Source organism: Halomonas sp. ABH4_019, from assembly GCF_056159885.1.
Map to the genome: position 1 here is coordinate 860,659 of NZ_JBSWWC010000002.1, position 26,704 is coordinate 887,362.

Genomic DNA, 26,704 nt, shown 5'->3' on the forward strand with positions numbered 1-26,704 from the left:
TGCCATTCCCTCAGAAGGGCGAAACGTTGAGGAAGAAACGCTGCAGCCAGCCCATGTGCTGCGCCTCGTTGATATAGCCGTCGCCCACGTACTCGATGCGGGCATCGGCCACCGCGGTGGAGGGCACGGTGTTCTCGCCGGTGATGTCGCGGGGATTGACGACCCCGCCGAAGCGGATGAACTCGGTGCCCTGGTTGATGGCGATCTGCTTCTCGCCCCGCACCCTGAGGTTGCCGTTGCCCATCACGTCCACCACGCTGACCGTGATGGTGCCGGTGAAGGAGTTGTTGGCCTGGGAGCCGCCGCCGCCCTCGAAGTCGTTCTCCCCGGAGACGTCGAAACCGTACTCGGCCAGGGTGTCGAGGGCGTCCGGCAGCTGGGCCAGCTCCAGGCCGGCGGAACCGTTGCGATCGGCGTTGGAGCGGGAGTTCTTGCTGGCGCTGACCTGCTCGTCCAGCACGATGGTCAGGATATCGCCACGCATGCGCGGTCGGCGGTCCTCGAACAGCGGCTGGTAGCCGCGCCGAGGCTGGTAGATGGCACCGTTGGCCTGGGCCAGCGGCCGTTCGGGAATGTCGATCCGCTCCTGCTCGCCGACCACCGACGCGTGGGGGATCTGGGCACAGCCCCCCAACACCGACAGCGCCAGCAGCAGGACGCCGGCCCCGCGACGTCCGAGAATTCCGCCTCTCATGCCTGGAGTCTCCCGGGACGCATCGTCACAGTTGGGCCAGGCGCGCCAGCATCTCGTCGCTGGTCTGCACGGCCTTGCTGTTGATCTCGTAGGCGCGCTGGGTCTGGATCATGCTGACCATCTCCTTGACCACGTTGACGTTCGAGGTCTCGACGTAGTTCTGCATGACCTGCCCGGTGCCGTTGATGCCCGGAATGTCCTCGTTGCGCGGCCCGGAGGCGGTGGTCTCGGCATAGAGGTTGCCGCCCAGGCTCTCGAGCCCGGTGGGATTGACGAAGCGCGAGAGGGTGATCTGGCCGACCTCCTGCAGCTCGGTGTCGCCCGGCACCTTCACCGAGACGATGCCGTCTTCGCCGATGTTCACCGACAGGGCATTGGGCGGAATCACGATCGCCGGCTCCAGCGGGTAGCCGTTGGCGGTGACCATCTGGCCGTTGGCATCGAGCTGGAAGCTGCCGTCGCGGGTATAGGCGGTGGTGCCGTCGGGCATCAGCACCTGGAAGAAGCCGCGGCCCTCGATCGCCAGGTCACGGCTGTTACCGGTCTCCTCGAGCCCGCCCTGGGTGTGCAGCCGCTCGGTGGCCACCGGACGCACCCCGGTGCCGACCTGCATGCCCGACGGCAGGCGGTCCTGGGCGTTGTTCTGGGCCCCGGGCTGGCGCAGGTTCTGGTAGAGCAGGTCCTCGAACACCGCCCGGGACTGCTTGAAGCCGTTGGTGTTGACGTTGGCCAGGTTGTTGGAAATGACGTCCAGCTGGACCTGCTGGGACTCCAGCCCGGTCTTGGCCGTCCACAGTGACTTGATCATCTTGAATTCCTCATATTCTTGCCACTCAGCGCAGCGAGAGCAGGCTATTGGCCCGCTGGTCGTTCTCGTCGGCGGTGCTCATGACCTTGGTCTGCATCTCGTAGCGACGCGCCACGTCGATCATCGACACCATGGCCTCCACCGGATTGACGTTGCTGCCCTCCAGCGCCCCGCTGACCAGCCGCGCCTGCTCGTCGCCGGGCAGCACGCCGGCAACGCCCTCCTCGTTGGCGGGGCCGCGGAACAGCCCGTCCTCGCCGCGGGCGAGACCCGCCTCGCCGGGCGTGACCAGCTTGAGGCGGCCTACCTCGACCAGGGCCTCGGGCCCCTGGCCCGGGGCGATGGCACTGAGGGTGCCGTCGCTGCCCATCGACAGCTCGGCGCCCAGCGGCACCTGGATCGGACCGCCCTCGCCGATCACCGGCCGGCCGGCGCTGCGCACCAGGCCATCGCCGTCCACCTGCAGATCGCCGCGGCGGGTATAGGCCTCGCTGCCGTCCGGCGCCTGGACGGCGAGCCAGGCATCGCCCTGGAGCGCCACGTCAAGGGTGCGACCGGTGCGGGTCATGGGCCCCGGCGAGAAGTCGGCACCAGGCGTGGAGGCCGCCACCGAGGCGCGGGTGTCCAGGCGGCCATCGCCCTGCACCGGCACCGCGCGCATGGCATGCAGCTGGGCGCGAAAGCCGCTGGTGGAGGCATTGGACAGGTTGTGGCTGACCACCGCCTGCTGCTCCATGCTCTGCCGGGCGCCGCTCATCGCGGTGTAGAGGATGCGATCCATGGGTCAGCTCCCGGGCTTAGCGGCTCAGGTTGATGGCGGCCTGCAGGACCTCGTCCTGGGTCGAGATGGTCTGGGAGTTGGCCTGGTAGGCGCGCTGGGTGACGATCATGTCCACCAGCTGCTTGGCCAGGTCCACGTTGGAGGTCTCGATGGCGCCGGACTGCACGCTGCCAAGCACCCCGGTGCCCGGCTCGCCGACCAGCTCCTGGCCGGAGGCCGCGGTGGCCGCCCAGGCGTTGTCGCCCACCGATTCGAGCCCCTCGGGATTGCGGAAGTTGGCCAGGGCGATCTGCCCGGCGGGCACCGACTGCTCGTTGGCGTAGTTGCGCATCACCGTGCCGTCGTCCTGGATGGTGATGCCCACCAGGGCGCCGGAGGTGTAGCCGTCCTGGGTCAGCGCATTGGTCGCCGAGGCGTTGCCGAACTGGGTGGAGCCGGCGATGTCGAGACCGAAGGCCATCGCCGCCGGCCCGGTGCCGAGCGGGGTGGTGGCATCGTTGGCCACGTCGATGGTCGGCATGTTGGCCGGGGTCGCCGCGGCACCGTTGATGGTGTCGAGCTGGCCGTTGTTGTCGAACGACACCGTGAAGTCATTGGCGGCATCATAGTGGCCGTCCATGGCCACCTTGGCGGACCAGGTATTGTCGGCCCCGGTCTTCTGGTAGTAGACGGTGACGTTGCGCGGGTTGCCCAGCGAGTCGTAGACCGAGAAGTTGTTCGAGAAGTGGTAGTCGATGGTCTGCTCGGTGCCCGCCGGGTTGGTCATGTCGGTCGACACCGTGGCCTGGCTGAGTTCCTCGCCGACGACCTCGCGGGAATCCAGGTTGAAGGTGGTGGCCACGCCGGTGGTGGCGCTGGCCGGCATGTCGTCGGCCGCCACCTGCAGCACCTGGGGCTGGCCGCCGACCTGGACGTTGCCGGCCGCGTTGAGACCATAGCCCATGATCCGCGCGCCCTGGGCGTTCTCCAGGAAGCCGTCGGCGGTCATGCTGAGCTGGCCATTGCGCGAGTAGACCACCTCGCCGTCCTGCTGGAAGCGGTAGAAGCCGTCACCGCTGATCGCCAGGTCGAGGTTGCGCCCGGTGTTCTCGATGTTGCCGTCGCCGAAGTCCTGGAGAATGGCGGACACCTTGGTGCCGAGGCCGGTGCTGCCGGCGAAGATGTCGGCGAACTGGGCGCTGGCGCCCTTGTAGCCCACGGTCTGGGAGTTGGCGATGTTGTTGCCCAGCACGTCGAGGCTGGACGAGGCGGCATTCAGGCCGCTGAGCGCTTGTGAGAAACCCATGTCGTTATCCCTGCGTTTTCGAATCGTGAAAGATGGTGAGCCGACCCGCGCCTCGCGCCCGGCTCCGGCGCGTCACAGAATCTGCTTGATGTCGGCGAGTCCCACCTGGCCGTAGACGCCCCCGAGGTCGAGCTGCACCTCACCGCCCTCGGCGGGGGGCGTGACGCGATTGACCACGGCGTAGTTGAGCGCCTCCACCGTCACCGTCTCGCCGTCCCGAGTGGCCTCGACGCGGAACTGGTAGGCGCCATCGGCGGCGGTCTCACCGCCGCTGGTCTCGCCGTTCCAGTTGAAGGACTGCACCCCGGCCTTGAGGTCGCCCAGCTCATAGCGGTTGACGACCTCGCCGGAGTCGTTGGTGACGGTCACGGTGACCTGGTCGGCGGGCCCGGCCAGCTCGATGCCCAGCGGCGTGGTGGCCACTTCACCCTCCTCGCCGGTGTCGAGCAGCACACGGTTGCCGGGCACCAGCACGCCCTGGCCGATCAGGGCGGTGGCCTGGAGCGTCTGGCCGGCATCGATCTGATCGGTGATCGCGGTCAGGGACTCGTTGAGCTCCTCGATGCCGCTGACGGTATTGATCTGCGCCAGCTGCGAGGTCATCTCCTCGTTCTTCATCGGGCTCAGCGGATCCTGGTTCTGCAGCTGCGTCACCAGCATCGTCATGAAGTTGTTGCGCAGCTCGTCCGACTGGCCGGCACTCAGCGCGGCGCTGGTACTGGTGGCGCCAGCGGAGGCGCCGCTATTGAGCGTGTTCAACACGCCGGAATCGATGGTCGTCGCCATGGGATCAGCCCTCGCCCAGGGTCAGGGTCTCGAGCATCAACTGCTTGTTGGTGTTCATGACCTCGACATTGGCCTGATAGGAACGGGAAGCGGAGATCATGTTGGCCATCTCCGCCACGGGATCGACGTTGGGCATGCTCACGTAGCCCTGCTCGTCGGCCAGCGGGTGCTCGGGGCGGTATTCCCGGCGCAGCGGCGACGGGTCCTCGACCACCTCGCGCACCCCGACCCCGCCGATACCGTCGCGGGTCGCGGCCTGGCTCTCGAACATCACCTGCTTGGCGCGATAGGCCTCGCCATCGGGGCCGGCCACGCTGTCGGCGTTGGCCAGGTTGCTGGCGGTGACGTTCATGCGTTGCGACTGGGCGCTCATGGCCGAGCCGGAGATATCGAACACGGAAAACATCGACATGGTTCCGCTCCTGGCTTATTCGGGTTGCATGGCCTTCTTGAGGCCCTGGATGCGACTGGTGAGGAAGTTCAGGGACGCCTGGTAGCGCACCGAGTTGTCCGCGAAGGCGGCGCGCTCGCGATCCATCTCCACGGTGTTGCCGTCGAGGCTCGGCTGGTCCGGCACCCGGTAGAGGAGCTCGCGATTCGGCGCCGCCGGGGCCTGGCCGGCCAGATGACCGGCATCGGTACGCGCCAGGTCAAGCCCGCCCTGGGCCGACCGACCATGGCGCACGGCCTTGGCCAGCTCGCCGGAGAAGTCCATGTCGCGGGCCTTGTAGCCCGGGGTATCGGCATTGGCGATGTTGCTGGCCAGCACCTTCTGGCGTTCATGCCGCAACCCCAGCGCCTGCTGGTGGAAGTTGAAGGCGGCTTCGAGCTGATCGATCATCCGGCACGCTCCGGAAAAGGAAATTCGTCGACGTTGGAGAATAGCCAGGGAACTGTCATCCCAAAGGGTCGAACAGCCGACAATAGGCCGGCCATTTCACCGCCTTCCCATCGGGGGCGGGCGCTAGACTGCAGCGAGGAATACACACCGAGCGAGCCCATGTTGCGATCGTTGTTCGCGCCGCCGCGCTGCCTGGCGGCCTTGTTGCTGCTGCTGGCGGTCGTGCCCCTGAGCCAGGCCGACGATACGGCCATGCTCGAGCGCGTGCGCGCCTTCCTGGCGGCCGAGGCCGCCTCGCAGGGCGAAGAGGTCCGGGTCACCCTCTATCCGCCCGCCGCCCATTTCCCGGTCTGCCGCCAGCCGGCACCCTTCCTGCCGGACGCCTCGCGGCCACCGCTGGGCCGCCTCTCGGTGGGAGTGCACTGCGGGGAGGAAGGCCGTCGGACCCGCTACCTGCAGGCCGAGGTGGCGGTGCTCGGCCGCTACCTGGAAACGACCCGGGCGATCGCCGCCGGCGAGCGGCTCACCCGCGCCGACCTGGTGGAACGACACGGCGAGCTCAACCGCCTGCCCCGCCAGTCGCTGCGCGACCCGAGTCGCATCGTCGGCCAGGTGGCGCGGCGGCCGCTGGCCGCGGGGCGGGTGATCCAGGCCTACCAGCTCCAGGCCCCACGGCTGGTACGCCGCGGCGACCGGGTGACCCTGGTGGCCGGCGGGCAGGGATTTCGCGTCACCCGCCAGGCCGAGGCCCTGGCGCCGGGCGGGCGCGGCGAACGGATCCGGGTACGCCTGGACGACCGCCGCATCCTCGAGGCCCGGATCATCGGCCCCCGGCGCCTGGCCGTGGACGGCTGAGGCATCCGGGCATTAAAGTTATGCCTTCGGGCGCCGATAGCTCGGGTAACGCACCGCTCACGAGGCTCTTCACCGTGAAAGTCGACAATCATCATCCCCTGCGTCCCGGACAGGTCGAGCCACGCGACCCGACCCGCCAGACCCGGGAAACGCCCTCGACGAACCAGGACGCGCCGGAGTCGGCGACCACCACGCACCTGCGCCAGGCCGGCACCGACGCCAGTCATGACATCGACACCGCTCGGGTCGACGAACTGCGCGAGGCCATTCGCGAGGGGCGCCTGGAGATCAAGCCGGAACGCATCGCCGACGGCCTGATCGCCAGCGTTCAGGACCTGCTCGCCGAGGGAGGCGACAGCGAGTGAGCCTGCAACGCCTGCTCGATGACCAGGCCGACCGCCTGGACGACCTGAGCCGCCTGCTCGAGGACGAGCAGGCGCTGCTGATGGCCGGCGACATCGACGGCCGGCGGCTCAACGAGCTGGCCGCCGACAAGGCCGGCCTCCTGCGGGCGCTGGAGGACACCGAGACGCTGCGTGCCCGGGTCCAGGGCCAGCTGGGCTATCCCGCCGGCATCGAGGGCGCCCGCCGGGCGGCCGAGGATGCCGGCTGCCGGGAAGGCTGGGGCCGGGTGCTGGACAAGGCCCGACTCATCGCCCGGCTCAACGAGCGCAACGGGCGGCTGCTGGAGCTGCGCATGCGCCACAACCAGCAGATGCTCGACTTCATCCATCGCCTCGCCGACCCCGACGTCTACGCCGCCGACGGCCGTACCGGCCTCCAGCCGCGACGCCTCGACGCCCGCGCCTGAGCCCGGCCTCCTCCGGCCCGGCGCCCGTGTTCAACCGGACACGGCGCGCGCCGCCCACCAGTCCTCCAGCGCCGCCGCCGACTGCGGCGCCCCCAGCAGCCGACCCTGCACCAGGGTCACGCCCAGCCGTCGCGCCGCCTCGAGCTGAGCCGCCGTCTCGACCCCGACCAGCACGCTCTCCAGGCGCAGCACGCCGAGGCAGCGCAGCAGCGCCTCGAGGGCCTCACCGGCCTCGAGGGATTCCAGCGATGCGATCAGCACCGGGCTCAGCTTGACCCGGGACACCGGCAGGCTCGCCAGGTTGAGCAGGTCCAGCGGCCCAGTGCCGATGTCGTTGACGGCGAGGCCGACGCCCAGCCGCTGCAGCCGGCGCAGCAGGTGCGCCTGGGGGCGCGCCCGATCGATCAGCTCCCGCTGGGCCAGCTCGAGGCACAGCCAGCCCGGCTCGAGCCCCTGCTGCCTCAGGAAGACATCCAGCGGACGACGGTCGAACACCGCCTGATCGAGCAGGTCGACGTGGGCGTTGACCGCGACCCCGAGATCGCCCAGCCGCGAGCCGGCGGCCCGCCAGGCGGCCCGCTGGGCGATCGTCGCGGCGATCACCCAGCGGTCCAGGCGCACCTGCTGGCCGAGTTCGGCCACCGTCGGCAGGAAGTCATCGGGGTCGAGCAGGCCGTCGCGGGGATGGCGCCAGCGCACCAGGGCCTCCAGGCCCACGCAGCGACCGCTGCGCAGTTCGAGCTGGGGCTGGAACAGCAGCTGGAAATGCGCCTCGGGCGCCAGCAGCGCTTCCTGAAGCTGCTGGCGGAACGTCAGCGAGGCGGCGAGCCGACGGCGCAGGGCGTCGTCGAAGAAGGCGTGCCGCGACGGGCCGGCCCGCATCATGGCCGACTCGGCGCCGGCCAACAGACGCTCCGGCGTCTCGCCGTCCTCGGGGTGGATGGCGATGCCGATCGACAGGATCGGCAACCGGGTGCGTTCGCCGATCAGCAGCGGGGCCTCCATCGCCTCGAGACAGCGCAGCGCCGTGGTCTGCAGCGCCTCGGGCGAGAGCGGCGGCTCGATCAGCACCCCCCAGCAGCCGGGCGCCAGCTGGGCGAGGCTGTCCTCGCGGCGCAGGGTGCGGGATAGGCGACGCCCGACGCGCTCGATCAGTTCGTCGCGATCGTCCGCCGCCGGCCCGGCAGGCGGTTCCAGCCGCAGCATCAGCAGGCCGACCTGGCCCTGCAACCGATCGGCTCGCTCCAGGGCATGGCGCAGGCGGTCCTCGAACCGCCAGACGCTGGCCAGGCGGGGAGGCGTCGCGACGCCGGTGACCTCCCAAGGGTCAATGAGGCTCAGCAGGCGCAGCGCATCGCCCGCGCCGGACTCGACCGGCGACACCGAGACCAGCACCACCTGGCCCTCGTCCCGGTCTCGGCTCACCAGGCGCACCTGCTGCCAGCCACCCTCGAGGGATGCCAGGACCTCGCGGGGCGGGGCCAGCAGGCCCGGCCGTTCGATCCACTCGCCGATCGGCCGACCGGCCAGCGCCTCGTCGTCCACGCCGAGCAGGCGCCGAAAGCCCTTGCTGGCCCAGCGGATCCGGCCCTCGCCATCCACCAGCACCAGCCCCACGGGCGCATGCTCGACGGCGAGCCGCGACAGCACCGCCGGCAGGTAGCGCACCGCCGCCTCCGGCGGCCGTTCGCCCTGGTTGCCTGGTGGTTCCGCGCCGTTGCCCGTCATCGTTGCCGCCTCGCAGCGTCTGTGCCTGAACTCCGGATGTCGGCCGAACCGAAGCATTCTTGAGCACAATCGCGCATCGGGTCGATCCCGCCGGCCCGGGCATCGCTCGACACGATGGCGCGTGCGCTCGGTTCTCCGGGCCCCGCGGGGGCCGAGCGGCCATGGCGAGGCGCTCGCTCGAGGCCCGGAAAGGCCTTGGGCACAGTATATCAGGCGGCCTAACTGGATTGAGGGATAGGCGGCGTCAGGACAGCCCCTCGATCTCGCCGTTGTCGTCGAGCCGCATGCCGATGCTGGCCGGGCGGCGCGGCATGCCCGGCATGCGCATGATGGCCCCGCACAGCACCACCACGAAGCCGGCCCCCGCGGCCAGCTCGACCTCGCGGACCGGCAACACGTGCCCGGCGGCCAGGCCGCGCATCTCGGGGTCGGCGGCGAAGCTGTACTGGGTCTTGGCGATGCACACCGGCAGGTGGCCGTAGCCCAGCGCCTCGTATTCCGCGAGCTGGCGCTGGGCACGCTCCTCCAGCTGGATGTCCGCGGCGCCGTAGAGCCGAGTGGCGATGGCCCGCACCTTGTCCTCCAGGCTGGCCTCGTCGGCATAGGTCAGCGTCGGCTCGGGGGCCGGCGCCTCGAGCAGGGCCGCCACCCGCTCGGCCAGCGCCGCGCTGCCGGCCGAGCCGTCCCGCCAGTGGCTGCTCACCGCCATCTCCACGCCCAGGGCGTCGCAGGCCTCGCGCAGCACGGCGTGCTCCTCGGCGGAGTCCTGGTCGAACTGATTGACCGCCACCATCAGCGGTACGCCGAAGCCGCGCAGGTTCTCGACGTGGCGAGCGAGATTGGCGGCACCGCGACGAACCGCCTCGGGATCCGGCACGCCCAGCGCCTCCCGATCGACGCCGCCGTGCATCTTGAGGGCCCGCAGGGTGGCCACCACCACCACGGCACTGGGGGTCAGGCCGGCCTGGCGGCACTTGATGTTGAAGAACTTCTCGGCGCCCAGGTCGGCGCCGAAGCCGGCCTCGGTGACCACCACGTCGGCCAGCGCCAGCGCCGAGCGGGTCGCCATCACCGAGTTGCAACCGTGGGCGATGTTGGCGAAGGGCCCGCCGTGAACGAAGGCCGGATTGTGCTCGAGGGTCTGTACCAGGTTGGGCGCCAGGGCCTGCTTGAGCAGCGCCGCCATGGCGCCGTCGGCCTTGAGGTCCCGGGCCAGCACCGGCGCCCCGTCGCGGGTCCGCGCCACCACGATCTCGCCGAGGCGCCGTTGCAGGTCGGCGAGGTCCCGGGCCAGGCACAGAATGGCCATGATCTCGGAGGCCGCGGTGATGTCGAAGCCGTCCTGGCGGGGTACCCCCTGACCGCCGAGCCCGACGGTCAGGTGGCGCAGCGCCCGGTCGTTGATGTCCATCGCCCGCTTCCAGGTGATGCGCTCGGGGTCGAGGTTCAGCTCGTTGCCCCAGTGGAGGTGGTTGTCGATCAGCGCGGCCAGCAGGTTGTGGGCGCTGGTGATGGCGTGGAAGTCGCCGGTGAAGTGCAGGTTGATGTCCTCCATGGGGATCACCTGCGAGCGTCCGCCGCCGGCGGCGCCGCCCTTCATGCCGAAGCAGGGGCCAAGAGAAGGCTCGCGCAGGCAGATGGCGGCGCGATGGCCGAGCCGGTTCAGGCCGTCGCCCAGCCCCACGGTGGTGGTGGTCTTGCCCTCCCCGGCGGGCGTCGGCGTGATGGCGGTGACCAGCACCAGCTTGCCCCGGGGACGATCGGCCAGGGCTTCGGTGAGGGCGTGGGGCAGCTTGGCCTTGTCGCGACCGAAGGGCAGCAGCTGCGAGGCGTCGAGGCCGAGCCGGGCCGCCACCTCGTCGATGGGGCGCGGCGTCACCGCCCGGGCGATGACGCTGTCCGGCGAACCGGGAGGCGGCCAGTCGGGCGCGGGCGTCGCCTCCAGCGACACTGGCTCCCGCGCCAGGGGGTCGTCGTCGCGCCACGGCATGTAATCGGTCATCTCGCCCTCCCGCGCGGTGCCGCCCGGCGGCACCGTCGTCCTGAGTCCACGCCTTCCCGGAAAGCGTGGAACGCCTCTCGCGAGCGCGGCATTCCGGTTACGACGCCGGCATAGTCGAAACGGACATGCGGTGAGGCCAGGGCCTGGATAACGACCGCATGGTGGAGTAGGCGATCACGCGGCCTTGGCGGCTAGCCCAGCGCCTTGACGATCAACTGTACGCCGACGATCGCCATGGCCAGTATCACCAGCCGATAGAACAGCCGCTCGTTGACCCGGTGCTGCAGCCACAGCCCGCTGCGCACCCCGGCCCAGGCCACCGGCACCAGCGCCGCCGAGGCCCAGGCGCTGGTCAGGTTGATCTCGCCAAGCCACAGATAGGGCGGCAGCTTCATCAGGTTGACGGCGGCGAACACCAGGGTGGTGGTGGCGATGAAGGTCCTCTTGGGCAGGCGCCGGGGCACCAGGTAGAGGTTCATCGGCGGTGCCCCGGCGTGGGCGATGAAGCTGGTGATGCCGGTGGCGATCCCCGCCGGCCAGGCCCAGAAGGCGCGGATCGGCCGTGACGCGGCGGGCTTGGCGATCATGTAGGCGACGAACAGCAGCGAGATCACGCCGAGGAACACGCGGATGTGATCCTCGTCCAGGCTGCCCGCCACCAGCGTCGCCGCCACCACGCCGATGGCCAGGCCGGGAATCACACGCTTCACCTCGGCCATGTCCTGGTGCCCCCACCAGGCCTTGACCGCCAGCGCGTCCATCACCAGCAGCAACGGCAGCAGCAGCCCCGCGGCCTCGATGGGGCCGATCGCCAGTGCCATCAGCGGCACCGACAGGGTGCCGAAACCGCCGGCGAAGCCGCCCTTGGAGACCCCGGTGAGGTAGGTGGAGAGGACGATCAGCGTCCAGGCGAGCCAAGAGTAGTCGGGCAGGGTCATGTCGGCATCCTTGTCGCGTCGCCGGCCCGGCCGACGACGCCTTCCCGGAGTAAAGATACGATTATACCGGCTCGGCGCCTCCCCCCTCACCTCGGCTCTTGCGCGCACATGACGCGAGCTCAAGGCTTCCGGCAGTCCGCCACGCTTGCCTTCCACGTAGCGCTTCACCAGACTGCTTGACTTCGCCGCCACCATAGAACCGCACGCCATGGAGCACGAGGCTTCCTACAACCTGGCACTGGTCGCCCTGTCGTTCGGCGTCGCCGCCATCGCGTCCCTCACCGCCCTGGACCTCGCCGGCCGGGTGCGCGCCAGCACGGGCCTGGCCGGCCACGCCTGGCTGGCCGGGGGCGCCTTCGCCATGGGCACCGGCATCTGGTCGATGCACTTCATCGGCATGCTGGCCATGGAGATGGCGTCGAGCGTCGCCTACGGGGTGCCCCTGACCGTCGTCTCGCTGCTGGCCGCGATTCTTTCCTCGGCCTTGGCGCTGGCCATCGTCCAGACGGGACGGCTGAGCCGCGTCCGCCTGGGCGTCGGCGCCCTGGTCATGGGGAGCGGTGTCTGCCTGATGCACTACGTGGGCATGGAGGCGATGCAGATCGAGGGCGCCCTGGGCTATCGATGGGCCCCGTTCCTGGTCTCGGTGGGCATTGCCGTCTCGGCATCGGCCGCCGCGCTATGGCTGGCCTTTCACCTGAACCCGACGCATGCGCGGGCCCGCTCACCGCTGTGGCAGCGCGGGCTGGCCGCGCTGACCATGGCGGTCGGCATCTCGGGCATGCACTACACCGGCATGGCGGCCGCCATCTACCCCGAAGGCGGCATGCAAGCGGCCACCGGCGGCCTCTCGACCTACCCATTGGCCATCACGGTGGCGCTGGTCTCGACCTGCATCATGCTCGCCGCCATGCTGATCTCGCTCTTCGATGCCCATATGTCATCGCGCAACGCCCGGCTCGCCGACTCGCTGCGCGAGGCCAACCACGAACTCAAGAGCATGGTCTACCGGGACGCCCTGACCCAGCTGCCCAACCGACTGCTGCTGGAGGAACGCCTGGATGCCCTGCTCGACGCCCACCGCCAGGCCTTCGCGGTGTTCTTCGTCGACCTGGACCGCTTCAAGAACGTCAACGACTCGCTGGGTCACCACGTGGGCGACGAGCTGATCCAGCAGGCGGCCGCGCGGCTACAGGCCGCCGTTCGCGACTCCGATACCGTCGCCCGGGTCGGCGGCGACGAGTTCATGGTGGTGGTGGAGAGCGGCGCGGCGCCGGATATCGTGACCGGCCTGGCCAAGCGCATCGTCAGCACCCTGGACAAGCCGTTCCAGGTCGGCAACAGCGTGGTGAGCATCTCGTCCAGCGTCGGCATCAGCCTCTATCCCGACCATGGCCGGGACAAGCACGAGCTGATGGTGCACGCCGACGCCGCCATGTACTGCGCCAAGCAGATGGGCAGGAACAACTTCCAGTACTTCGAGCCGGACATGTCGTCCCACGCCGAGCGGCGCGCCCAGCTGGAGCGGCGCCTGCGACTGGCGATCGACAACGAGACCCTGAGCCTGGCGTACCAGCCCAAGGTCCATGTCGAGACGGGCCGCATCACCGGCGTGGAGGCCCTGCTGCGCTGGGACGACGAGGAACTCGGCACGGTGGCGCCGGACGAGATCATCCCGCTCGCCGAGGATTCCGGCCTGATCCTGCCGATCGGCGAGTGGGTGCTGCGCACCGCCTGCCGGTACGCCGCGGCGTGGCGGGACGAGGACGACCGGCCGATGCCGGTGGCGGTCAATATCTCGGCCGTGCAGCTGAACAGCCGCCATTTCGTCGCCCTGGTCCGCCGAGCGCTGGACGACACGGGCCTGCCGGCGCACTGCCTCGAGCTCGAGCTGACCGAGAGCGCCCTGATCCAGAACCCGGACCATGCCCTGGAGACCCTCACCGAGCTGCGCGCCCTCGGCGTCGTGCTCTCCATCGACGACTTCGGCACCGGCTATTCGAATCTGGCGCAGCTGCGGCGCTTCCCCATCGATCGTTTGAAGATCGACCGCACCTTCATGTCCGGCGCGGTCTCCAACCTGCAGGATGCGGCGATCGTGCAGGCCGTGGTGGCCCTGGCCAGGAGCCTCGGGCTGCAGGTGGTCGCCGAGGGCATCGAGCATGAGGATCAGCTGCAGTTGATCCGCCGGCTGCAGAGCCACGAATACCAGGGCTACCTGTACAGCCGGGCGCTCCCCGGCGACGAGCTGAGGCGACTGCTGGCGGACCGGCAGGCAGCCATCGGCGCTCTCGCCCAGCCCCAGGACGGCTGACACGTCCGCCGACGAGCCACGGCGTCAGCCCGCGATCTGCAGCCGGTCCCGTCCGTCCCGCTTGGCCGCGTACAGGGCCTTGTCGGCGCGCTTGAACAGGCGCGCGAAGGATTCCCCCTGGCGGTGTTCACCGAGGCCGCCGCTGGCGGTGATGCCAAGCTCATGGCCGTCCTGGAGCGTGATCGTGCCGGATCGGATATGCTCGAGCACCCGCTCCATGGCCCTTGCGGCCTCCGCCGCCCGCGCGCCCTTCATCACCACCACGAACTCCTCGCCGCCGGTGCGCGCCACCACATCGCCATCGCGCAGGCGCTCGGAAATCCGCGCGCCCAACCACTGGAGCACGGCATCCCCGGCATCGTGGCCATGGGTGTCGTTGACCCGCTTGAAGTGATCGATGTCGACCACGGCAATCGAGAACGTCGTGCCCCGCGCGTCATGGTCGCGGATCAGCGCCTCTACGTGCTGGTCCAGGTAGGCCCGGTTCGGCAGCCGGGTCAGGTAGTCCCGGGAGGCCTTGTCCGCCATGAGGTCGAGCTCCTGGCGCACCTGCTCGATCTCGGCTTCATCGGTGATCACGCGTTCCACCGCATCGGCGATCAGCCGCACCAGCTCGACCTCCACCCGCGTGAACGGCTGCCGGCGGGGTTCGGGACTGGAGAAGTTGAGGGTGCCCCAGACCTCGCCGTTGAGGCTGAGCGAGGTACCGATATAGCTCTCCAGGCCGAATTGCTGGTAGCAGGGATGACCCTTGATGCGATCGTCCTGGCCCGCCTCGACGGTCCAGAAGACGTCCTCGGCATCGAGCATCAGGCGGCAATAGGTATCGCCCAGGACGAAGCGATCGTCCGGCGAGATATCCGCGACCTCGGAGGCGGCCCACTTGACGATGTACTGGTCGCCGATGATGCGGCTGACGAGGCCGATATCCAGGGAGAGATAGGCCAGGGCATCGCGCAGCAGGGTGGCGATGATCTCGCTCGCGCCGATGTCCGTGCGGTTCACGCCGCTGTGGACATCGCGCAACAGCTGGATCATGGCCCGGTATTCGGACACATCCTGAATGATGGCGTAGAACCCCATCACCTCGCCCGCCAGGAAGTCGGGGATGTAATCCACCTTGAAGTAGAAGGTGCGGCCATCCGCCAGCGCCAGCCGGTCCTCGTAGCTGACTTCTTCTCCCTCCAGCGCCTTCTGGAAGCGTGGCCGCACCTTGTCGAAGGAGGCCGCATCGAGCACCGTGGACACCGGCCGGCCGTAAAGCGCCTCGCGCTCGATGCCGACGAAATCCACGTAGGCCTGGTTGTTGAGGCGAAAGCGTTCCTCCCGGTCGACATACGCCACCATGACCGGCAGCTGGTCGGCGAGCCGCCCCACGATCCGCTGGTCGACGGGCTCGGCCGACATCAGCTTGACGACGAAACTGCCATCGGCAAGGCCGTAGTAGCAGACGGCCCCATCCTCGAAGGCCCAGGTGTCGCCCGGGCGTATTTCTCGCCGATTCAGGCACTCCGCGACGGCGCCGCCCAGCTGGGTGCGGACGTCCTTCAGCTCGGCCAGCGCCAGGCCGATCAGCGCCTCCGGCGCACGACCGACCAGCGTTCGCGTGTCCCCCATGACATCGATGATCCGCTGACTCCGCGAAAAGTGCAGGTAAGCGCAATGCGAGAGGGTCAGGACTTCGTCCCACCAGGCTGGTTGTGTCACGACGCCACTTCTCCTTGTCGGTGCCTGTCGGTCGGCAGGTGCAGCGTCGAGCGTACCGTGACATGGGGCCCGTGGCGAGACGGTTGGCAGGGGAGAAGGTCGCCAAGCGGATGGCAGGCAAAAGAAAAGGGCCTGCGGATAACCGCAGGCCCTTGAATTCCTTGGCGCGCCCTAAAGGATTCGAACCTTTGACCTTCGCCTCCGGAGGGCGACGCTCTATCCAGCTGAGCTAAGGGCGCGCGGTGCCCGGTGGCTATCGCCATCGGGCGCGTCACATCCTACCTGGCCGGCTGGCGGGTGTCCAGCCAGCATGGCCTCGTGCCGGGCAAGTCGGCCGTCTCACGCGCGAAATGTGCAGACGCCCTCGGCGCCTTGAAATCCGCGGAGGGCATCGGCAGGTGTGAAGGGACAGAAGGAAATCTCAACCGAAGATACCAGGAGTGTTCCATGGCCAACGCATCCGCGACCGCGAACGAGACTCGGGCAAGCCTTCTTCAATGGAGCGATATCGGCACCCTGCTGGAAGCAGACGAATCGCCTTGCATCAGCATCTATGTCCCTACGACCCCGGTGTCGAACTATCGCGAAGAGAATCGCATCCTCTACAAGGATCAGGTCAAGGAGGCCTCGGCAGCGCTCGAGCAGCGGGATATCGACAAGTCGCTGCGGGCAGAGCTGATCGAGCGGCTGGAATCCATCGGCATCACCGATGAGTTCTGGACGCTCCAGCAGCATGGCCTGGCGGTCTTCGTCTCGCCGCGGCGCATCCTGGTCAGAAAGATGATGACCAGCCCCGAAAGCGCCCAGGCCGTCGTCGGCGACGCCTTCCATCTGCGCCCGGCCCTGCGTGATGCCTCCCACTGGGAGCAATACCAGGTACTGTGCGTCAGCCTGCATGACGTGGCGCTGTACAACGGCCACCAGGAGCGGCTGACCGAGCTCAAGCTGCACAGCGATGTGCCCCGGGGCATGGGCGAGGCGCTCGGCAAGACCGAGACGTCGGCCAACCGCAAGGATGGCGAGCGTAGCGGTGACGACAGCACCGACCTCAAGCAATATTTCCGGGCCATCGACAAGGCCATCCGCGCTCATCACGCCACCCGCCAGCAGCGCCCGCTGGTGTTGGCCATGGTCGCCGAGCATCAGGGCCTGTTCCGTGAGGTCAGCGAACATCCCCAGTTGCTCGATCATGGGGTGGACCAGGAGCCCTTCGAGGCGATCCGCCAGCACAAGCTCGGCGAGCTCGCCTGGGACGTGGCCCACCAGGCCACTCGCACCGATCTCGATCAACTGGTCGAACAGTATCGGCAGAAGGCGTCACGGGGCGAAGGCGAGAGCGACCTCGAGCAAGTGGCCTACTCGGCCACCATCGGCCAGGTGGAAACCTTGCTGATCGACGAGAATGTGCGCATCGAAGGCGCCGTCAACGCCGATGACGGCAAGGTCGATTATGAGCGCGCCGGCACCGAGGATGTGCTCGACTCGGTCGCCAAGCACGTCATCGGCGCCGATGGTGACGTCATCTTCGTGCCCAGCGAGCGAATGCCCGTCGATAGCGGGGTCGCGGCCATCCTGCGCTATGCCATGGAACCGGCGTGAGGCACGGCGACGCATCGGGGTATTCCCCCGGATACCCCGTAGCCACCCGCAAGGCGGCGGCCAATACGGCCGCCGCCTTTGCATGTTCCCCCGCGGCCCCGTGCCATGGGTATCGTTCACCGCGCAGTTGACCGGCGACATTTTCCCGGTCTCGGGGTTGCCGCTATACTGGCGCGCATCGCGCCTCAAAGCGCCTCCCGGCCGTCGTGGCGCCGACCGTGACTCGATGACAAGAACACAAATGAGGTGGTGAGAGTGAAACCCAGCAAATGGATCCTGGGGTGCCTGGCCCTCCTCGGCCTGGCCACGGCGCACGCCCAGCAGGAGGTGGATCGCGCAGCCATCGCCGAGCGCCTGGCGCCGGTGGGCGAGCTGTGCATCCAGGGCGAGGACTGCGGCACCGCCACGGCTTCGGCCGGCGGCGACGCGGAGAGCGGCAGCGATGCCGTCGACGGCGAGGCCATCTACAACAGCGTCTGCATGGCCTGCCACGAGACCGGCGCCGCGGGCTCCCCGGTGCGCGGCGACGAGGCGGCCTGGACGGAGCGCACCGGCCAGGGCTTCGCGACCCTGCTGGATCATGCCATCAACGGCCTCAACGCCATGCCGGCCCGCGGCGGCAACCCCAATCTCTCCGATGCTGAGGTCCGCGCGGCGGTCGCCTATCTGGTCGAGCCGGTGATGGACGTGCCGCCCGCCGCCGAGAGCGAGCCGCCCGCGGACGCGGACACCACCGCCTCCGCCGAGGGCGAAGCCACCCCGGCCTCGGACACCAACGCTTCCGACGCCGGCGAGGCGGCCGGAGACACGGCGGCCCCGGCCGACGGCGGCCTCGATGGCGAGGCGCTCTACGCCAGCGCCCCCTGCGCCGCCTGCCATGCCGCCGGCATCGCCGGGGCGCCCAAGCTCGGCGATACCGAGGCCTGGGCATCGCGCCTCGACAAGGGCATCGAGACCCTCTACGCCAACGCCATCAACGGCATCGGCACCATGCCGCCCAAGGGCGGCGCCGGCCTGCCCGACGAGGAGATCAAGGCGATCGTCGACTATATGGTCGGCGAGGCACAGTGAGCCGCTCGCCAGTCCGGCGATGACGGAAACGGTGGCAGGAGATATGAGCGGGGCGCCCAGTGGCGCCCCGCTCTTCGTTGCCATGGTCTCGAACGACGTCAGTTGAGCAGCGAGCGCAGCCCGGCGATGGCATCCTTGCCGCGGGCCTGCTTCTTCTCCGGGTCCTCGCGGTCGGCCCGCCCCTCCCACTCCAGGGCATCTTCCGGCAGCTCGTCGAGGAAACGGCTCGGCGTGCAGTCCATCAGCTCGCCATAGGCCTTGCGCTGGCGGGCGAGCGTCAGGGTCAGGGTGCGCCGCGCCCGGGTGATGCCCACATAGGCCAGGCGCCGCTCCTCCTCGACCGTGCCGACCTCGATGGCATTGCGGTGCGGCAGCAGCTCCTCCTCCAGGCCCATCAGGTAGACGTGGGGGAACTCGAGGCCCTTGGAGGCGTGCATGGTCAGTAGCTGCACGCGGTCGGAGTCGTCCTCCTCGGCCTGCTGCTCGAGGATGTCGCGCAGCACCAGCCGCGAGATCGCCGCCTCCACGCCGTCGGTCTCGGTGGCCGTGCTGGCGGTGTCCTCGTCGGGGTCGCGATCCATCGACTTCTCGAGCTGGTCGATCAGCGTCCAGACGTTGGCCATGCGCCGCTCGGCGATGGTCGGCGCGCTGGCGTTCTGATACAGCCAGGCCTCGTAGTCCATGTCGCGCAGCATCTCGCGGATGGCGGCGATGGCGTCACCCTGGTCCATGCGCCGGCGCACCCCCTCGATGAAGTGCGTGAAGCGGCCCAGGCGCTCCACCGCACGGGTCGGCAGCTGCTCGGCCAGCCCCAGCTCCTGGCAGGCGGCGAACAGCGAGCCGCCGCGTTCGGTGGCATAGTTGGCGAGCTTCTCCAGGGTGGTCGGCCCGATCTCGCGGCGCGGCACGTTGACGATGCGCAGGAAGGCGTTGTCGTCGGCGGGGTTGATCAGCAGCCGCAGGTAGGCCATGGCGTCCTTGATCTCGTTGCGCGAGAAGAAGGAGGTGCCGCCGGAGAGCTTGTAGGGAATCTGGTAGTGCTGCAGCTTGAGCTCCAGCAGCCGGGCCTGGAAGTTGCCGCGGTAGAGCACCGCGAAGTCGCGCCATTCGGCGCGCTCCTTGATGCGCCGGGTGAGGATCTCGCTGGCCACCCGCTCGGCCTCGGCCTCCTCGTGGCGGTTGACCACCACGCGGATCGCCGCCCCCTGCCCCATATCGGACCACAGGGTCTTCTCGTAGACGTGGGGGTTGTTGGCGATCAGGGTGTTCGCCGCGCGCAGGATGGTGCCGGTGGAGCGATAGTTCTGCTCCAGCTTGATCACGTTCAGGCGCGGGAAGTCCTCGCCCAGGGTCACCAGGTTCTCGGGCCGTGCGCCGCGCCAGGCGTAGATCGACTGGTCGTCGTCGCCGACCACGGTGAAGGTCTGGCGCTCGGCCATCAGCAGCTGCACCAGCTGGTACTGGCTGACGTTGGTGTCCTGGTACTCGTCCACCAGCATGTAGTGGATGCGTTTGCGCCACCGAGAGAGGGCCTCGGGGTCGTCACGCAGCAGCGTCACCGGCAGCAGGATCAGGTCGTCGAAGTCCACCGCGTTGTAGGCCTTGAGGTGGCGACCGTAGGCCTCGTAGACCCGGGCGGCGAACAGCTCGTCCTCGCTGTTGGCGTGAGACAGCGCCTGGCCGGGCAGCACCAGGTCGTTCTTCCAGTTGGAGATGGTCGCCTGGACCTGGTTGATCGCCTCGGCGTCGACCTGGGTGTCCTTGTTCATCAGGTCGCGCAGCAGCGCCTTGGCGTCTTCCGGGTCGAACAGCGAGAAGCCCGGCTTGTAGCCCAGCGCCTTGAGCTCGCCGCGGATGATGTTGAGCCCCAGGGTGTGGAAGGTCGACACCGTCAGGCCGTGGCCCTGGCGCCCCTGCAGCATCTGCCCGACGCGCTCCTTCATCTCGCGGGCGGCCTTGTTGGTGAAGGTCACCGCGGCGATGCGCCGGGCGCTCATGCCGCACTCCTGCACCAGGTAGGCGATCTTGGTGGTGATCACGCTGGTCTTGCCCGAACCGGCGCCGGCCAGCACCAGGCAGGGACCGTCGATGGCGCGTACCGCCTCCTGCTGGCGCGGGTTGAGCTTGGCGATACGACTGGCGATGCCCTGACTCATGAGCGACTCCTCGGCGCGGCCTCGGTTTCCCCGGCCCCCGGCAGCCCGGCCCCCGGATGGCCGGCCCCCGGATGGCCGGCCCCCGGAAATCCCAGCTGGCGCCAGGCCTCATAGACCAGCACCGCCCCGGCATTGGACAGGTTCAGGCTGCGACTCTCGGGCCGCATGGGGATGCGCAGGCGCTGCGCCTCGGGCAGGGCATCGAGCATGCCTTGCGGCAGGCCGCGGGTCTCGGGGCCCAGCACCAGGGCGTCGCCTTCGCGGTAGGCGGGCTCGTGGTAGCCGGTGCGCCCGCGGGTCGAGACCGCGAACACCCGTGCCGGCGCCACCGCGGCGAGGAAGGCCGCCCAATCGGCGTGTACCCGCACCCGGGCCCACTCGTGATAGTCGAGGCCGGCGCGGCGCAGGCGCTTGTCGTCGAGGGTAAAGCCCAGCGGCTCGATCAGGTGCAGCCGGAAGCCGGTATTGGCGCACAGCCGAATCAGGTTACCGGTGTTGGGCGGGATCTCGGGCTGGTAGAGCACCACGTCGAGCATCGATGACTCCTGATAGACTGGGCCGACAACGCGCTCGGGCCCCGAACGGGGCCCGAGAAACCGGCGCGGCGATGGGTCATGCCGCGGACGCGGCATCGCTCAGGACGCCGCGACGCCGTAGCGGTCGCGATAGGCGCGGATCGCCTCGGCGTGGCCGCGCAGCGCGTCGCCGGCATGCACCTCGAGATACTCCAGCACCATGTCCAGGGTGACGATGCTCACCACCGGCATGGCGTAGGCCGCCTCGACCTGCTGGATGGCGCTGCGCGGGTCGGCGTCGTCGCCGCCGCGCTCCTGGCGGTCCAGGGCCACCACCACGCCGGCGGCCTCGGCACCGGCGCCCTCGATCAGCCCCATCACCTCGCGAATGGCGGTGCCGGCGGTGATGACGTCGTCGATGATCAGGATGCGGCCGGCAAGCGCGGCGCCGACGATGTTACCGCCCTCGCCGTGGGCCTTGGCCTCCTTGCGATTGAACGCATAGGGCAGATCGCGGTCATGATGGTCCGCCAGGGCCACGGCGGTGGCGGCGGCCAGGGGAATGCCCTTGTAGGCCGGGCCGAACAGCACGTCGGCCTCGAGGCCGCTGTCGGCGATGGCCTGGGCGTAGAAGCGACCCAGCTCGGCCAGGGCGCGGCCACTCTTGAACAGGCCGGCGTTGAAGAAGTAGGGGCTGACGCGCCCGGACTTGAGGGTGAACTCGCCGAAGCGCAGCACGCCCTGCTCGATGGCGAACTCGATGAAGGCCTGCTGGTAGGGTTGCAGGGTCGATGCGGCCACGGAGCCTCCTATCACGTTTATTGACGGACGCCATTTACCCAAACGTCGAAACGTCGGGTATCATACACGCGCGACGCAAAAGGGACCATGTATGAAAATCGCCACCATCAATGTCAACGGCATCCGCGAGGCGGTGGGTCGGGGTTTCCTCGACTGGCTGGCCAATCAGGATGCCGACGTCGTCTGCGTGCAGAACCTCAAGGCCAAGAGTTTCGAGCTCGACGACAGCATCCTCTATCCGGAAGGCTACGAGGGCTATTTCCTCGATGCCGAGCAGGACGGGTTCTCCGGCGTCGGCCTGTACTGCCGCAAGATCCCCAAGGCGATCATGTACGGCCTGGGCTTTCCCGAGTGCGATCACGAGGCACGTTTCCTGCAGGCCGACTACGACCGCTTCAGCATCGCCAGCTTCCTGATGCCCGACGGCAGCGACCCGGCCGCCAAGCAGGCCTTCATGGCCCAGTACCAGGAATACCTGAGCAAGATGGCCCGCAAGCGCCGCGAGTACATCATCTGCGGCACCTGGCACATCGCCCACAAGACCATCGACCTCGAGAACTGGGCCGACAACCAGACCACCCCCGGCTTCAAGCCGGAGGAGCGCGCCTGGATGGATCAGGTATTCGGGCCGATCGGCTTCATCGACACCTTCCGCGAGATCAACCGCGACGCCGGCGAGTACACCTGGTGGCCGGCGCTGGACCAGGACCAGCCCCGCGAGCGCCAGGAAGGCTGGCGGATCGACTACCAGCTGGTCGGCCCCAACTTCCGCCGCCACGTGGTGGACGCCTGGATCGACTACGACGCGACCTTCTCCGAGTACGCGCCGCTGATCGTCGAGTACGACCTGCCGCTGTAACGCGTCTCCCTTCGTCGCCGTCGTGCCCCGGGGCATGACGCAGCACGCCGGCCTAGCGCCGGCGTGCTGCGTTAGGGAGACACTGATTTACTGCTGCGCTCGACGACCCACATGGATGTGGGAAGTGCGAAGGCCCGTAGGGAACGGGCCTAGCCATCCTGACCGCCGGCGGTGCCGAAGCGTCGGACCGGCACAATCCTCATTGAGCAAACTGTCAACTCCGGTTGCTTTGCTCCGGCGGCAATCAGGCTCGGCGCCCCCGCCTATCTTCGCTCGCAACGTAAATCAGCGTCCCCCGGGGAAGGGCTGTTTTAGCCGCGGATGCCCAGCGCCTCGCGCTGGTGGTCGAACAGCTCGCCCCCGGCCTTCTCGGCCAGATCGAGCATGGCATTGAGCTCGGTGCGGCTGTAGGTGCCGGACTCGGCGGTGCCCTGCACCTCGATCAGCCCACCACCCTCGGCCATCACCACGTTCATGTCGGTGCCGGCGCGGGAATCCTCGGGATAGTCCAGGTCGACCACCGGCTCGCCCTTGTAGATGCCCACCGAGACCGAGCTCACCAGCTGGTGGAAGGGGTCGCCCTTGATCAGCTTCTCGCGCTGCAGGTAGCGCAGGGCATCGACCAGCGCCACGCAGCCGCCGGTGATGGCCGCGGTGCGGGTGCCACCGTCGGCCTGGATGACGTCGCAGTCCACGGTGATGGTGAACTCACCGAGCTTCTTGAGGTTCACCGCTGCGCGCAGCGAACGACCGATCAGCCGCTGGATCTCCAGCGTGCGGCCGCCCTGCTTGCCGCGAGCCGCCTCGCGACCGCCCCGGGTATGGGTCGCCCGCGGCAGCATGCCGTACTCGGCGGTCACCCAGCCCTGCTTCTTGCCGCGCAGCCAGCGCGGCACGCCGGCCTCGACGCTGGCGTTGCACAGCACCCTGGTATCGCCGAACTCCACCAGCACCGACCCCTCGGCATGGCGGGTGTAGTCGCGGGTCAGACGGATCTCGCGGGGCTGGTCGGGGGCGCGTCCGCTGGGACGCTGGAAGTCCGGAGACATGGCACCTCTCTCGCAATCGGGAATGGATGGCCGGCCATTCTACACGGACTGCCCGGCGAATCGGTTACACTGACTCGCTCTCCCCTCGACCGACCTCAAGGAGCCCCGCCATGGTGCACAGCATGACCGCCTTCTCCCGGCAGGATCGCGACGCCGACTGGGGCCGGCTGCAACTGGAGCTGCGCTCGGTCAACCAGCGCTATCTCGACCCCCACTTCCGCCTGCCCGAGGCCCTGCGCGACCTGGAGCCCGGCTTCCGCGACGCCCTGAGACAGCGCCTGGCCCGCGGCAAGGTCGAGTGCACGCTGCGCTTCGACCCCGCCGAGCGCAGCGCCGAGTTGGCCGTCAACCGGGCGCGGCTCGAGGCCCTCGGCGCAGCACTGGGCGAGGTGCGCGAGGCCGTCCCCGAGGCGCCGCTGCCGGATGCCCTGGCGCTGCTCGACCATCCGGGCGTGCTCGAGGCCCCGGGGCCGGACCTGGAGACCATCAAGGCCGAGGCCCGCGCGCTGTTCGATGCCGCCCTCGACGACCTGATCGCCGGCCGCGCCCGGGAGGGCGAGCAGCTCGCCGCACTGATCCGCGAGCGGCTGGCGGGCATCCGCGACCAGGTGAAGGAAGTACGCCGGCTGCTGCCCGAGATCCTCGAGCGCCAGCGCACTCAACTGCTCGAGCGACTGGCCGAGATGCGCACCGAGCTCGAGCCCCAGCGCCTGGAGGCCGAGCTGGTGCTGCTCGCTCAGAAGGCCGACGTGGCCGAGGAGCTCGATCGCCTGGAGACCCACGTCGGCGAGGTCGAGCGCCAGCTCAAGCAGAAGGGGCCGATCGGCCGCCGCCTGGACTTCCTGATGCAGGAGCTCAACCGCGAGGCCAACACCCTGTCATCCAAGTCGGTGGTCGCCGACACCACCCGTTGTGCCGTGGAGCTCAAGGTGCTGATCGAGCAGATGCGCGAGCAGATCCAGAACATCGAGTGAAGTCCACAGAACACCACTTTAGTCCATATACTACTGTTTTTTAAGAAAAAATATGAGATAAATTGTCTATGGTTGTCTACGTGGATCTATCTTCAGCCACCGCTTTTCGGGGAGTACAATGGGGAGTATATTGACTTACTCCCCAGAAAGAGGCGTGTTTTTCCCGACATGTACTCCCCATCTCAAACGCTCACTTCCGATATCGACGCTTCTGCGGCGAACGAAACCCTCAGCCATACTGGCGACTCAAACCACATAAACAGGGGCTTACGCGGCATGCACCTTGTTTCAGCCACGCATCCAAACATTTGTTTCAAATTTTTCGATAGTGGTCTCCAGGAGGAGTGATGGGTAGCTTCACCGCAAAGAAGGTCCAGGCCTTGATCAAGGACGGCACCCCGGGTCGCTACAGTGACGGCAATGGCCTGTACCTGATGATCCCCAAAAGGGGCGCTCCCTACTGGATGCATCGGTACACATTTTCCGGAAAGCGCCGCGAGATGACGCTGGACAAGTACACAGGCCTCTCATTGGCCGAGGCTCGCGAGCGGGCTGTAGAAGCTCAGAAGGCCATCCGCAACGGCATCGACCCCGTCGAAGAGCGCAAGCGTGAAGAGCAGGTCACCATCCACACCGTCAGGGATCTTTTCAGCGACTGGCACCAAGACCTGGATAAGCGCCTGAAGCATCCCAACATCCCGAAGCGGATCTTCGAAAAGGAGATCGCGCCCTCCATCGGGCACCTCGCCTTGGAAAACGCCACTCCCATGGATGTGCGTGCCATCATCCGGAAAGTCGCTAGCAGCGGCCGACCGACCATCGCGAACGACACCCTGATGTACCTGAAGCAACTGTTCAATCACGCCATCAAGCTAGGACTGATCACCTACAACCCGGCGGCTGCCTTCAGCGTCAATGACGCCGGTGGAATCGAGAAAAGCCGTGACCGCGTTCTCACCGTCGAGGAGATTCACCAGGTCTTTCGAATCTTCAGGGACAACCGAGAGAGCTTCACCCGAGACAACTACCTTGCCTGTGCACTGCTGCTCGTCCTTGGGGTGCGCAAGACCGAGCTGACAGAGGCCCAATGGTCAGAATTTGACCTGAAGGGGAAGCGGTGGAACCTGCCCAGTGAGCGCAGCAAGACAGGCGCGGGGATCGTAATCCCCCTGCCTCCACAGGCTGTGAGCTGGCTAGAAGAGCTCAAGATCCGCTCCTGCGGCTCACCTTACGTCTTTCCCAGCCGCCGCAACAGCAAGCGGCCACACATGGGCAAGGACACCCTGAATCGAGCCATTGCCAAGCTGTTCGGCAAGGAGCCAGGCAAGAAACCGCAGCCGGAGAACAGGATGGGCGATATCGCCGAGTTCACCGTGCACGACCTGCGGCGCACCTGCCGCAGCCTGCTGGCTGCCGCAGGCATCCCCGGCCATGTCGCGGAACGCTGCCTGAACCACAAGCTCAAGGGCGTAGAGGGTATCTACGACCGGCACGACTACTTTGACGAGCGGAAAGAGGCCCTGAACAAGGTGGCAGAGCTGGTTGCACCAGCCATCAGCGAAGCGCAACAAGCACATTTAGAGGACAATGAACAGATTGCGAAAGCATAAGAGCACCTCCTAAGCGGCGGTTTGCAAGTTCGGATCCTATAGAAGCAGCTTCCCGGACCCCGGCCTCAGAGTGCCCAAGACGATTTTGAACTGCTTCCCGCCCTGAGTTGTAAAGCTAGACACCCAGCGTTGCAAAGCAGCATCAGCGTGGAAAAAGGTTACAAGAGCTGGAAGCCCAGACGTAGCACCTGCCGCACTATCCCAGCCCTATCACGACCTCCGGCCATACAACCTCACAACCGACCCAGCCCCGCCTCGAGCGGGGCTCCTTGTGCCCGTCTCGCCCCTGATATACCAAAGGCGCTGACACATGAATCGGGTAGCTGCTGGGCATGTTGCCAGGCTCAAGCACCGCCATCATTGGTAGCGGTCTGAATAAATTTATGCCAGATTCGAAAACAGAGTCCTAAAAGGGCTTGGGAAAGCTAAGCGATACCGGTCCTTCCTAGGAGGTCGCGATTTTGCCTGGACCAGTAGCTTGCGGTCATGGTCGGTGGTTGCACTCCCCGCCCAATGGGCT

General features: G+C 68.0%; 24 protein-coding genes and 1 tRNA gene. 9 read left to right on the forward strand and 16 right to left on the reverse strand.

Annotation, left to right across the window (positions count from 1 at the left end; translation table 11 throughout):
- Positions 1-10: 10 nt before the first annotated feature.
- The 7 genes from ACXAFN_RS11115 to flgB all read right to left on the reverse strand — a co-directional run bounded on the left by ACXAFN_RS11115 (position 11) and on the right by flgB (position 5,195).
- Positions 11-694, reverse strand: coding sequence for a flagellar basal body L-ring protein FlgH (locus tag ACXAFN_RS11115; protein WP_474988690.1), 684 nt, complete (start codon positions 692-694; stop codon positions 11-13).
- Positions 695-719: 25 nt separating this feature from the next.
- Complete coding sequence (flgG, locus tag ACXAFN_RS11120; RefSeq protein ID WP_474988692.1) at positions 720-1,502, reverse strand: flagellar basal-body rod protein FlgG; 783 nt, start codon at positions 1,500-1,502, stop codon at positions 720-722.
- Positions 1,503-1,527: 25 nt separating this feature from the next.
- Entirely contained in the window at positions 1,528-2,283 is a 756-nt protein-coding gene (locus tag ACXAFN_RS11125; protein ID WP_474988694.1) for a flagellar basal body rod protein FlgF, read from the reverse strand.
- Positions 2,284-2,299: 16 nt separating this feature from the next.
- Positions 2,300-3,568 carry a flagellar hook protein FlgE gene (gene flgE / locus ACXAFN_RS11130; protein ID WP_474988696.1) on the reverse strand — a complete coding sequence of 423 codons (1,269 nt, stop codon included), beginning with the start codon at positions 3,566-3,568 and terminating at the stop codon, positions 2,300-2,302.
- 72 nt (positions 3,569-3,640) lie between these two features.
- Positions 3,641-4,354 carry a flagellar hook assembly protein FlgD gene (locus tag ACXAFN_RS11135; protein ID WP_474988698.1) on the reverse strand — a complete coding sequence of 238 codons (714 nt, stop codon included), beginning with the start codon at positions 4,352-4,354 and terminating at the stop codon, positions 3,641-3,643.
- Between the two features lie 4 nt (positions 4,355-4,358).
- Positions 4,359-4,766: a flagellar basal body rod protein FlgC gene (gene flgC / locus ACXAFN_RS11140; protein WP_474988700.1), complete on the reverse strand. Its 408-nt coding sequence runs from the start codon at positions 4,764-4,766 to the stop codon at positions 4,359-4,361.
- Positions 4,767-4,781: 15 nt separating this feature from the next.
- Positions 4,782-5,195: a flagellar basal body rod protein FlgB gene (gene flgB / locus ACXAFN_RS11145; RefSeq protein WP_474988702.1), complete on the reverse strand. Its 414-nt coding sequence runs from the start codon at positions 5,193-5,195 to the stop codon at positions 4,782-4,784.
- A 159-nt stretch (positions 5,196-5,354) separates the two neighbouring features.
- Between flgB and flgA the strand changes: the two genes are divergently transcribed.
- The 3 genes from flgA (at position 5,355) to ACXAFN_RS11160 (ending at position 6,861) form a co-directional block, all read left to right on the forward strand.
- Positions 5,355-6,050, forward strand: a complete 696-nt coding sequence (gene flgA, locus ACXAFN_RS11150) for a flagellar basal body P-ring formation chaperone FlgA (protein WP_474988704.1) — start codon at positions 5,355-5,357, stop codon at positions 6,048-6,050.
- Between the two features lie 74 nt (positions 6,051-6,124).
- Positions 6,125-6,415: a flagellar biosynthesis anti-sigma factor FlgM gene (gene flgM, locus ACXAFN_RS11155; protein ID WP_474988706.1), complete on the forward strand. Its 291-nt coding sequence runs from the start codon at positions 6,125-6,127 to the stop codon at positions 6,413-6,415.
- A complete protein-coding gene (locus tag ACXAFN_RS11160) occupies positions 6,412-6,861 on the forward strand; it encodes a flagella synthesis protein FlgN (protein WP_474988708.1) in 450 nt (149 codons plus the stop codon). Before flgM ends, ACXAFN_RS11160 begins: the two co-directional genes overlap by 4 nt.
- A gap of 30 nt (positions 6,862-6,891) precedes the next feature.
- Here the strand turns inward: ACXAFN_RS11160 and ACXAFN_RS11165 are convergent, their stop codons facing one another.
- The 3 genes from ACXAFN_RS11165 to ACXAFN_RS11175 form a co-directional block, all read right to left on the reverse strand.
- Positions 6,892-8,589, reverse strand: a complete 1,698-nt coding sequence (locus ACXAFN_RS11165; RefSeq protein WP_474988710.1) for an EAL domain-containing protein — start codon at positions 8,587-8,589, stop codon at positions 6,892-6,894.
- A gap of 244 nt (positions 8,590-8,833) precedes the next feature.
- Entirely contained in the window at positions 8,834-10,591 is a 1,758-nt protein-coding gene (locus ACXAFN_RS11170; protein ID WP_474988712.1) for a formate--tetrahydrofolate ligase, read from the reverse strand.
- A 191-nt stretch (positions 10,592-10,782) separates the two neighbouring features.
- A complete protein-coding gene (locus ACXAFN_RS11175; RefSeq protein ID WP_474988714.1) occupies positions 10,783-11,529 on the reverse strand; it encodes a sulfite exporter TauE/SafE family protein in 747 nt (248 codons plus the stop codon).
- A gap of 208 nt (positions 11,530-11,737) precedes the next feature.
- Here ACXAFN_RS11175 and ACXAFN_RS11180 point away from each other — a divergent pair, with 208 nt between their 5' ends.
- Positions 11,738-13,843, forward strand: coding sequence for a putative bifunctional diguanylate cyclase/phosphodiesterase (locus tag ACXAFN_RS11180; protein ID WP_474988715.1), 2,106 nt, complete (start codon positions 11,738-11,740; stop codon positions 13,841-13,843).
- A 24-nt stretch (positions 13,844-13,867) separates the two neighbouring features.
- On the opposite strand, the gene ACXAFN_RS11185 is transcribed toward ACXAFN_RS11180, so the two are convergent.
- Both ACXAFN_RS11185 and ACXAFN_RS11190 read right to left on the reverse strand, forming a co-directional pair.
- Complete coding sequence (locus ACXAFN_RS11185) at positions 13,868-15,460, reverse strand: sensor domain-containing diguanylate cyclase (protein WP_474988717.1); 1,593 nt, start codon at positions 15,458-15,460, stop codon at positions 13,868-13,870.
- A gap of 252 nt (positions 15,461-15,712) precedes the next feature.
- A tRNA-Arg gene (locus ACXAFN_RS11190) sits at positions 15,713-15,789 on the reverse strand.
- Between the two features lie 208 nt (positions 15,790-15,997).
- Here ACXAFN_RS11190 and ACXAFN_RS11195 point away from each other — a divergent pair.
- Together ACXAFN_RS11195 and ACXAFN_RS11200 are read left to right on the forward strand one after the other, a co-directional pair.
- Positions 15,998-17,149, forward strand: coding sequence for a baeRF3 domain-containing protein (locus ACXAFN_RS11195; protein WP_474988719.1), 1,152 nt, complete (start codon positions 15,998-16,000; stop codon positions 17,147-17,149).
- A gap of 255 nt (positions 17,150-17,404) precedes the next feature.
- Positions 17,405-18,220, forward strand: a complete 816-nt coding sequence (locus ACXAFN_RS11200) for a c-type cytochrome (protein WP_474988721.1) — start codon at positions 17,405-17,407, stop codon at positions 18,218-18,220.
- A gap of 98 nt (positions 18,221-18,318) precedes the next feature.
- On the opposite strand, the gene rep is transcribed toward ACXAFN_RS11200, so the two are convergent.
- From rep to pyrE, 3 genes are all read right to left on the reverse strand, one after another.
- Positions 18,319-20,376: a DNA helicase Rep gene (gene rep, locus ACXAFN_RS11205; RefSeq protein WP_474988723.1), complete on the reverse strand. Its 2,058-nt coding sequence runs from the start codon at positions 20,374-20,376 to the stop codon at positions 18,319-18,321.
- The gene (trmL, locus tag ACXAFN_RS11210; protein ID WP_474988725.1) at positions 20,373-20,912 is read right to left on the reverse strand and encodes a tRNA (uridine(34)/cytosine(34)/5-carboxymethylaminomethyluridine(34)-2'-O)-methyltransferase TrmL; all 540 of its coding nucleotides are present in this window, start codon (positions 20,910-20,912) and stop codon (positions 20,373-20,375) included. The genes rep and trmL overlap by 4 nt, the downstream gene beginning before the upstream one ends.
- A gap of 99 nt (positions 20,913-21,011) precedes the next feature.
- Positions 21,012-21,692, reverse strand: coding sequence for an orotate phosphoribosyltransferase (gene pyrE / locus ACXAFN_RS11215; RefSeq protein WP_474988727.1), 681 nt, complete (start codon positions 21,690-21,692; stop codon positions 21,012-21,014).
- Between the two features lie 91 nt (positions 21,693-21,783).
- Here pyrE and ACXAFN_RS11220 point away from each other — a divergent pair, with 91 nt between their 5' ends.
- The gene (locus ACXAFN_RS11220; RefSeq protein WP_474988729.1) at positions 21,784-22,551 is read left to right on the forward strand and encodes an exodeoxyribonuclease III; all 768 of its coding nucleotides are present in this window, start codon (positions 21,784-21,786) and stop codon (positions 22,549-22,551) included.
- Between the two features lie 311 nt (positions 22,552-22,862).
- Here ACXAFN_RS11220 and rph read toward each other — a convergent pair whose 3' ends face one another.
- A complete protein-coding gene (gene rph, locus ACXAFN_RS11225; RefSeq protein ID WP_474988731.1) occupies positions 22,863-23,600 on the reverse strand; it encodes a ribonuclease PH in 738 nt (245 codons plus the stop codon).
- Positions 23,601-23,710: 110 nt separating this feature from the next.
- Here rph and ACXAFN_RS11230 point away from each other — a divergent pair, with 110 nt between their 5' ends.
- Entirely contained in the window at positions 23,711-24,574 is an 864-nt protein-coding gene (locus tag ACXAFN_RS11230) for a YicC/YloC family endoribonuclease (protein ID WP_474988733.1), read from the forward strand.
- A gap of 347 nt (positions 24,575-24,921) precedes the next feature.
- On the forward strand, positions 24,922-26,184 hold the full coding sequence (locus ACXAFN_RS11235; protein WP_474988735.1) for a tyrosine-type recombinase/integrase: 1,263 nt from the start codon (positions 24,922-24,924) through the stop codon (positions 26,182-26,184).
- The last annotated feature ends 520 nt before the right edge of the window (positions 26,185-26,704 follow it).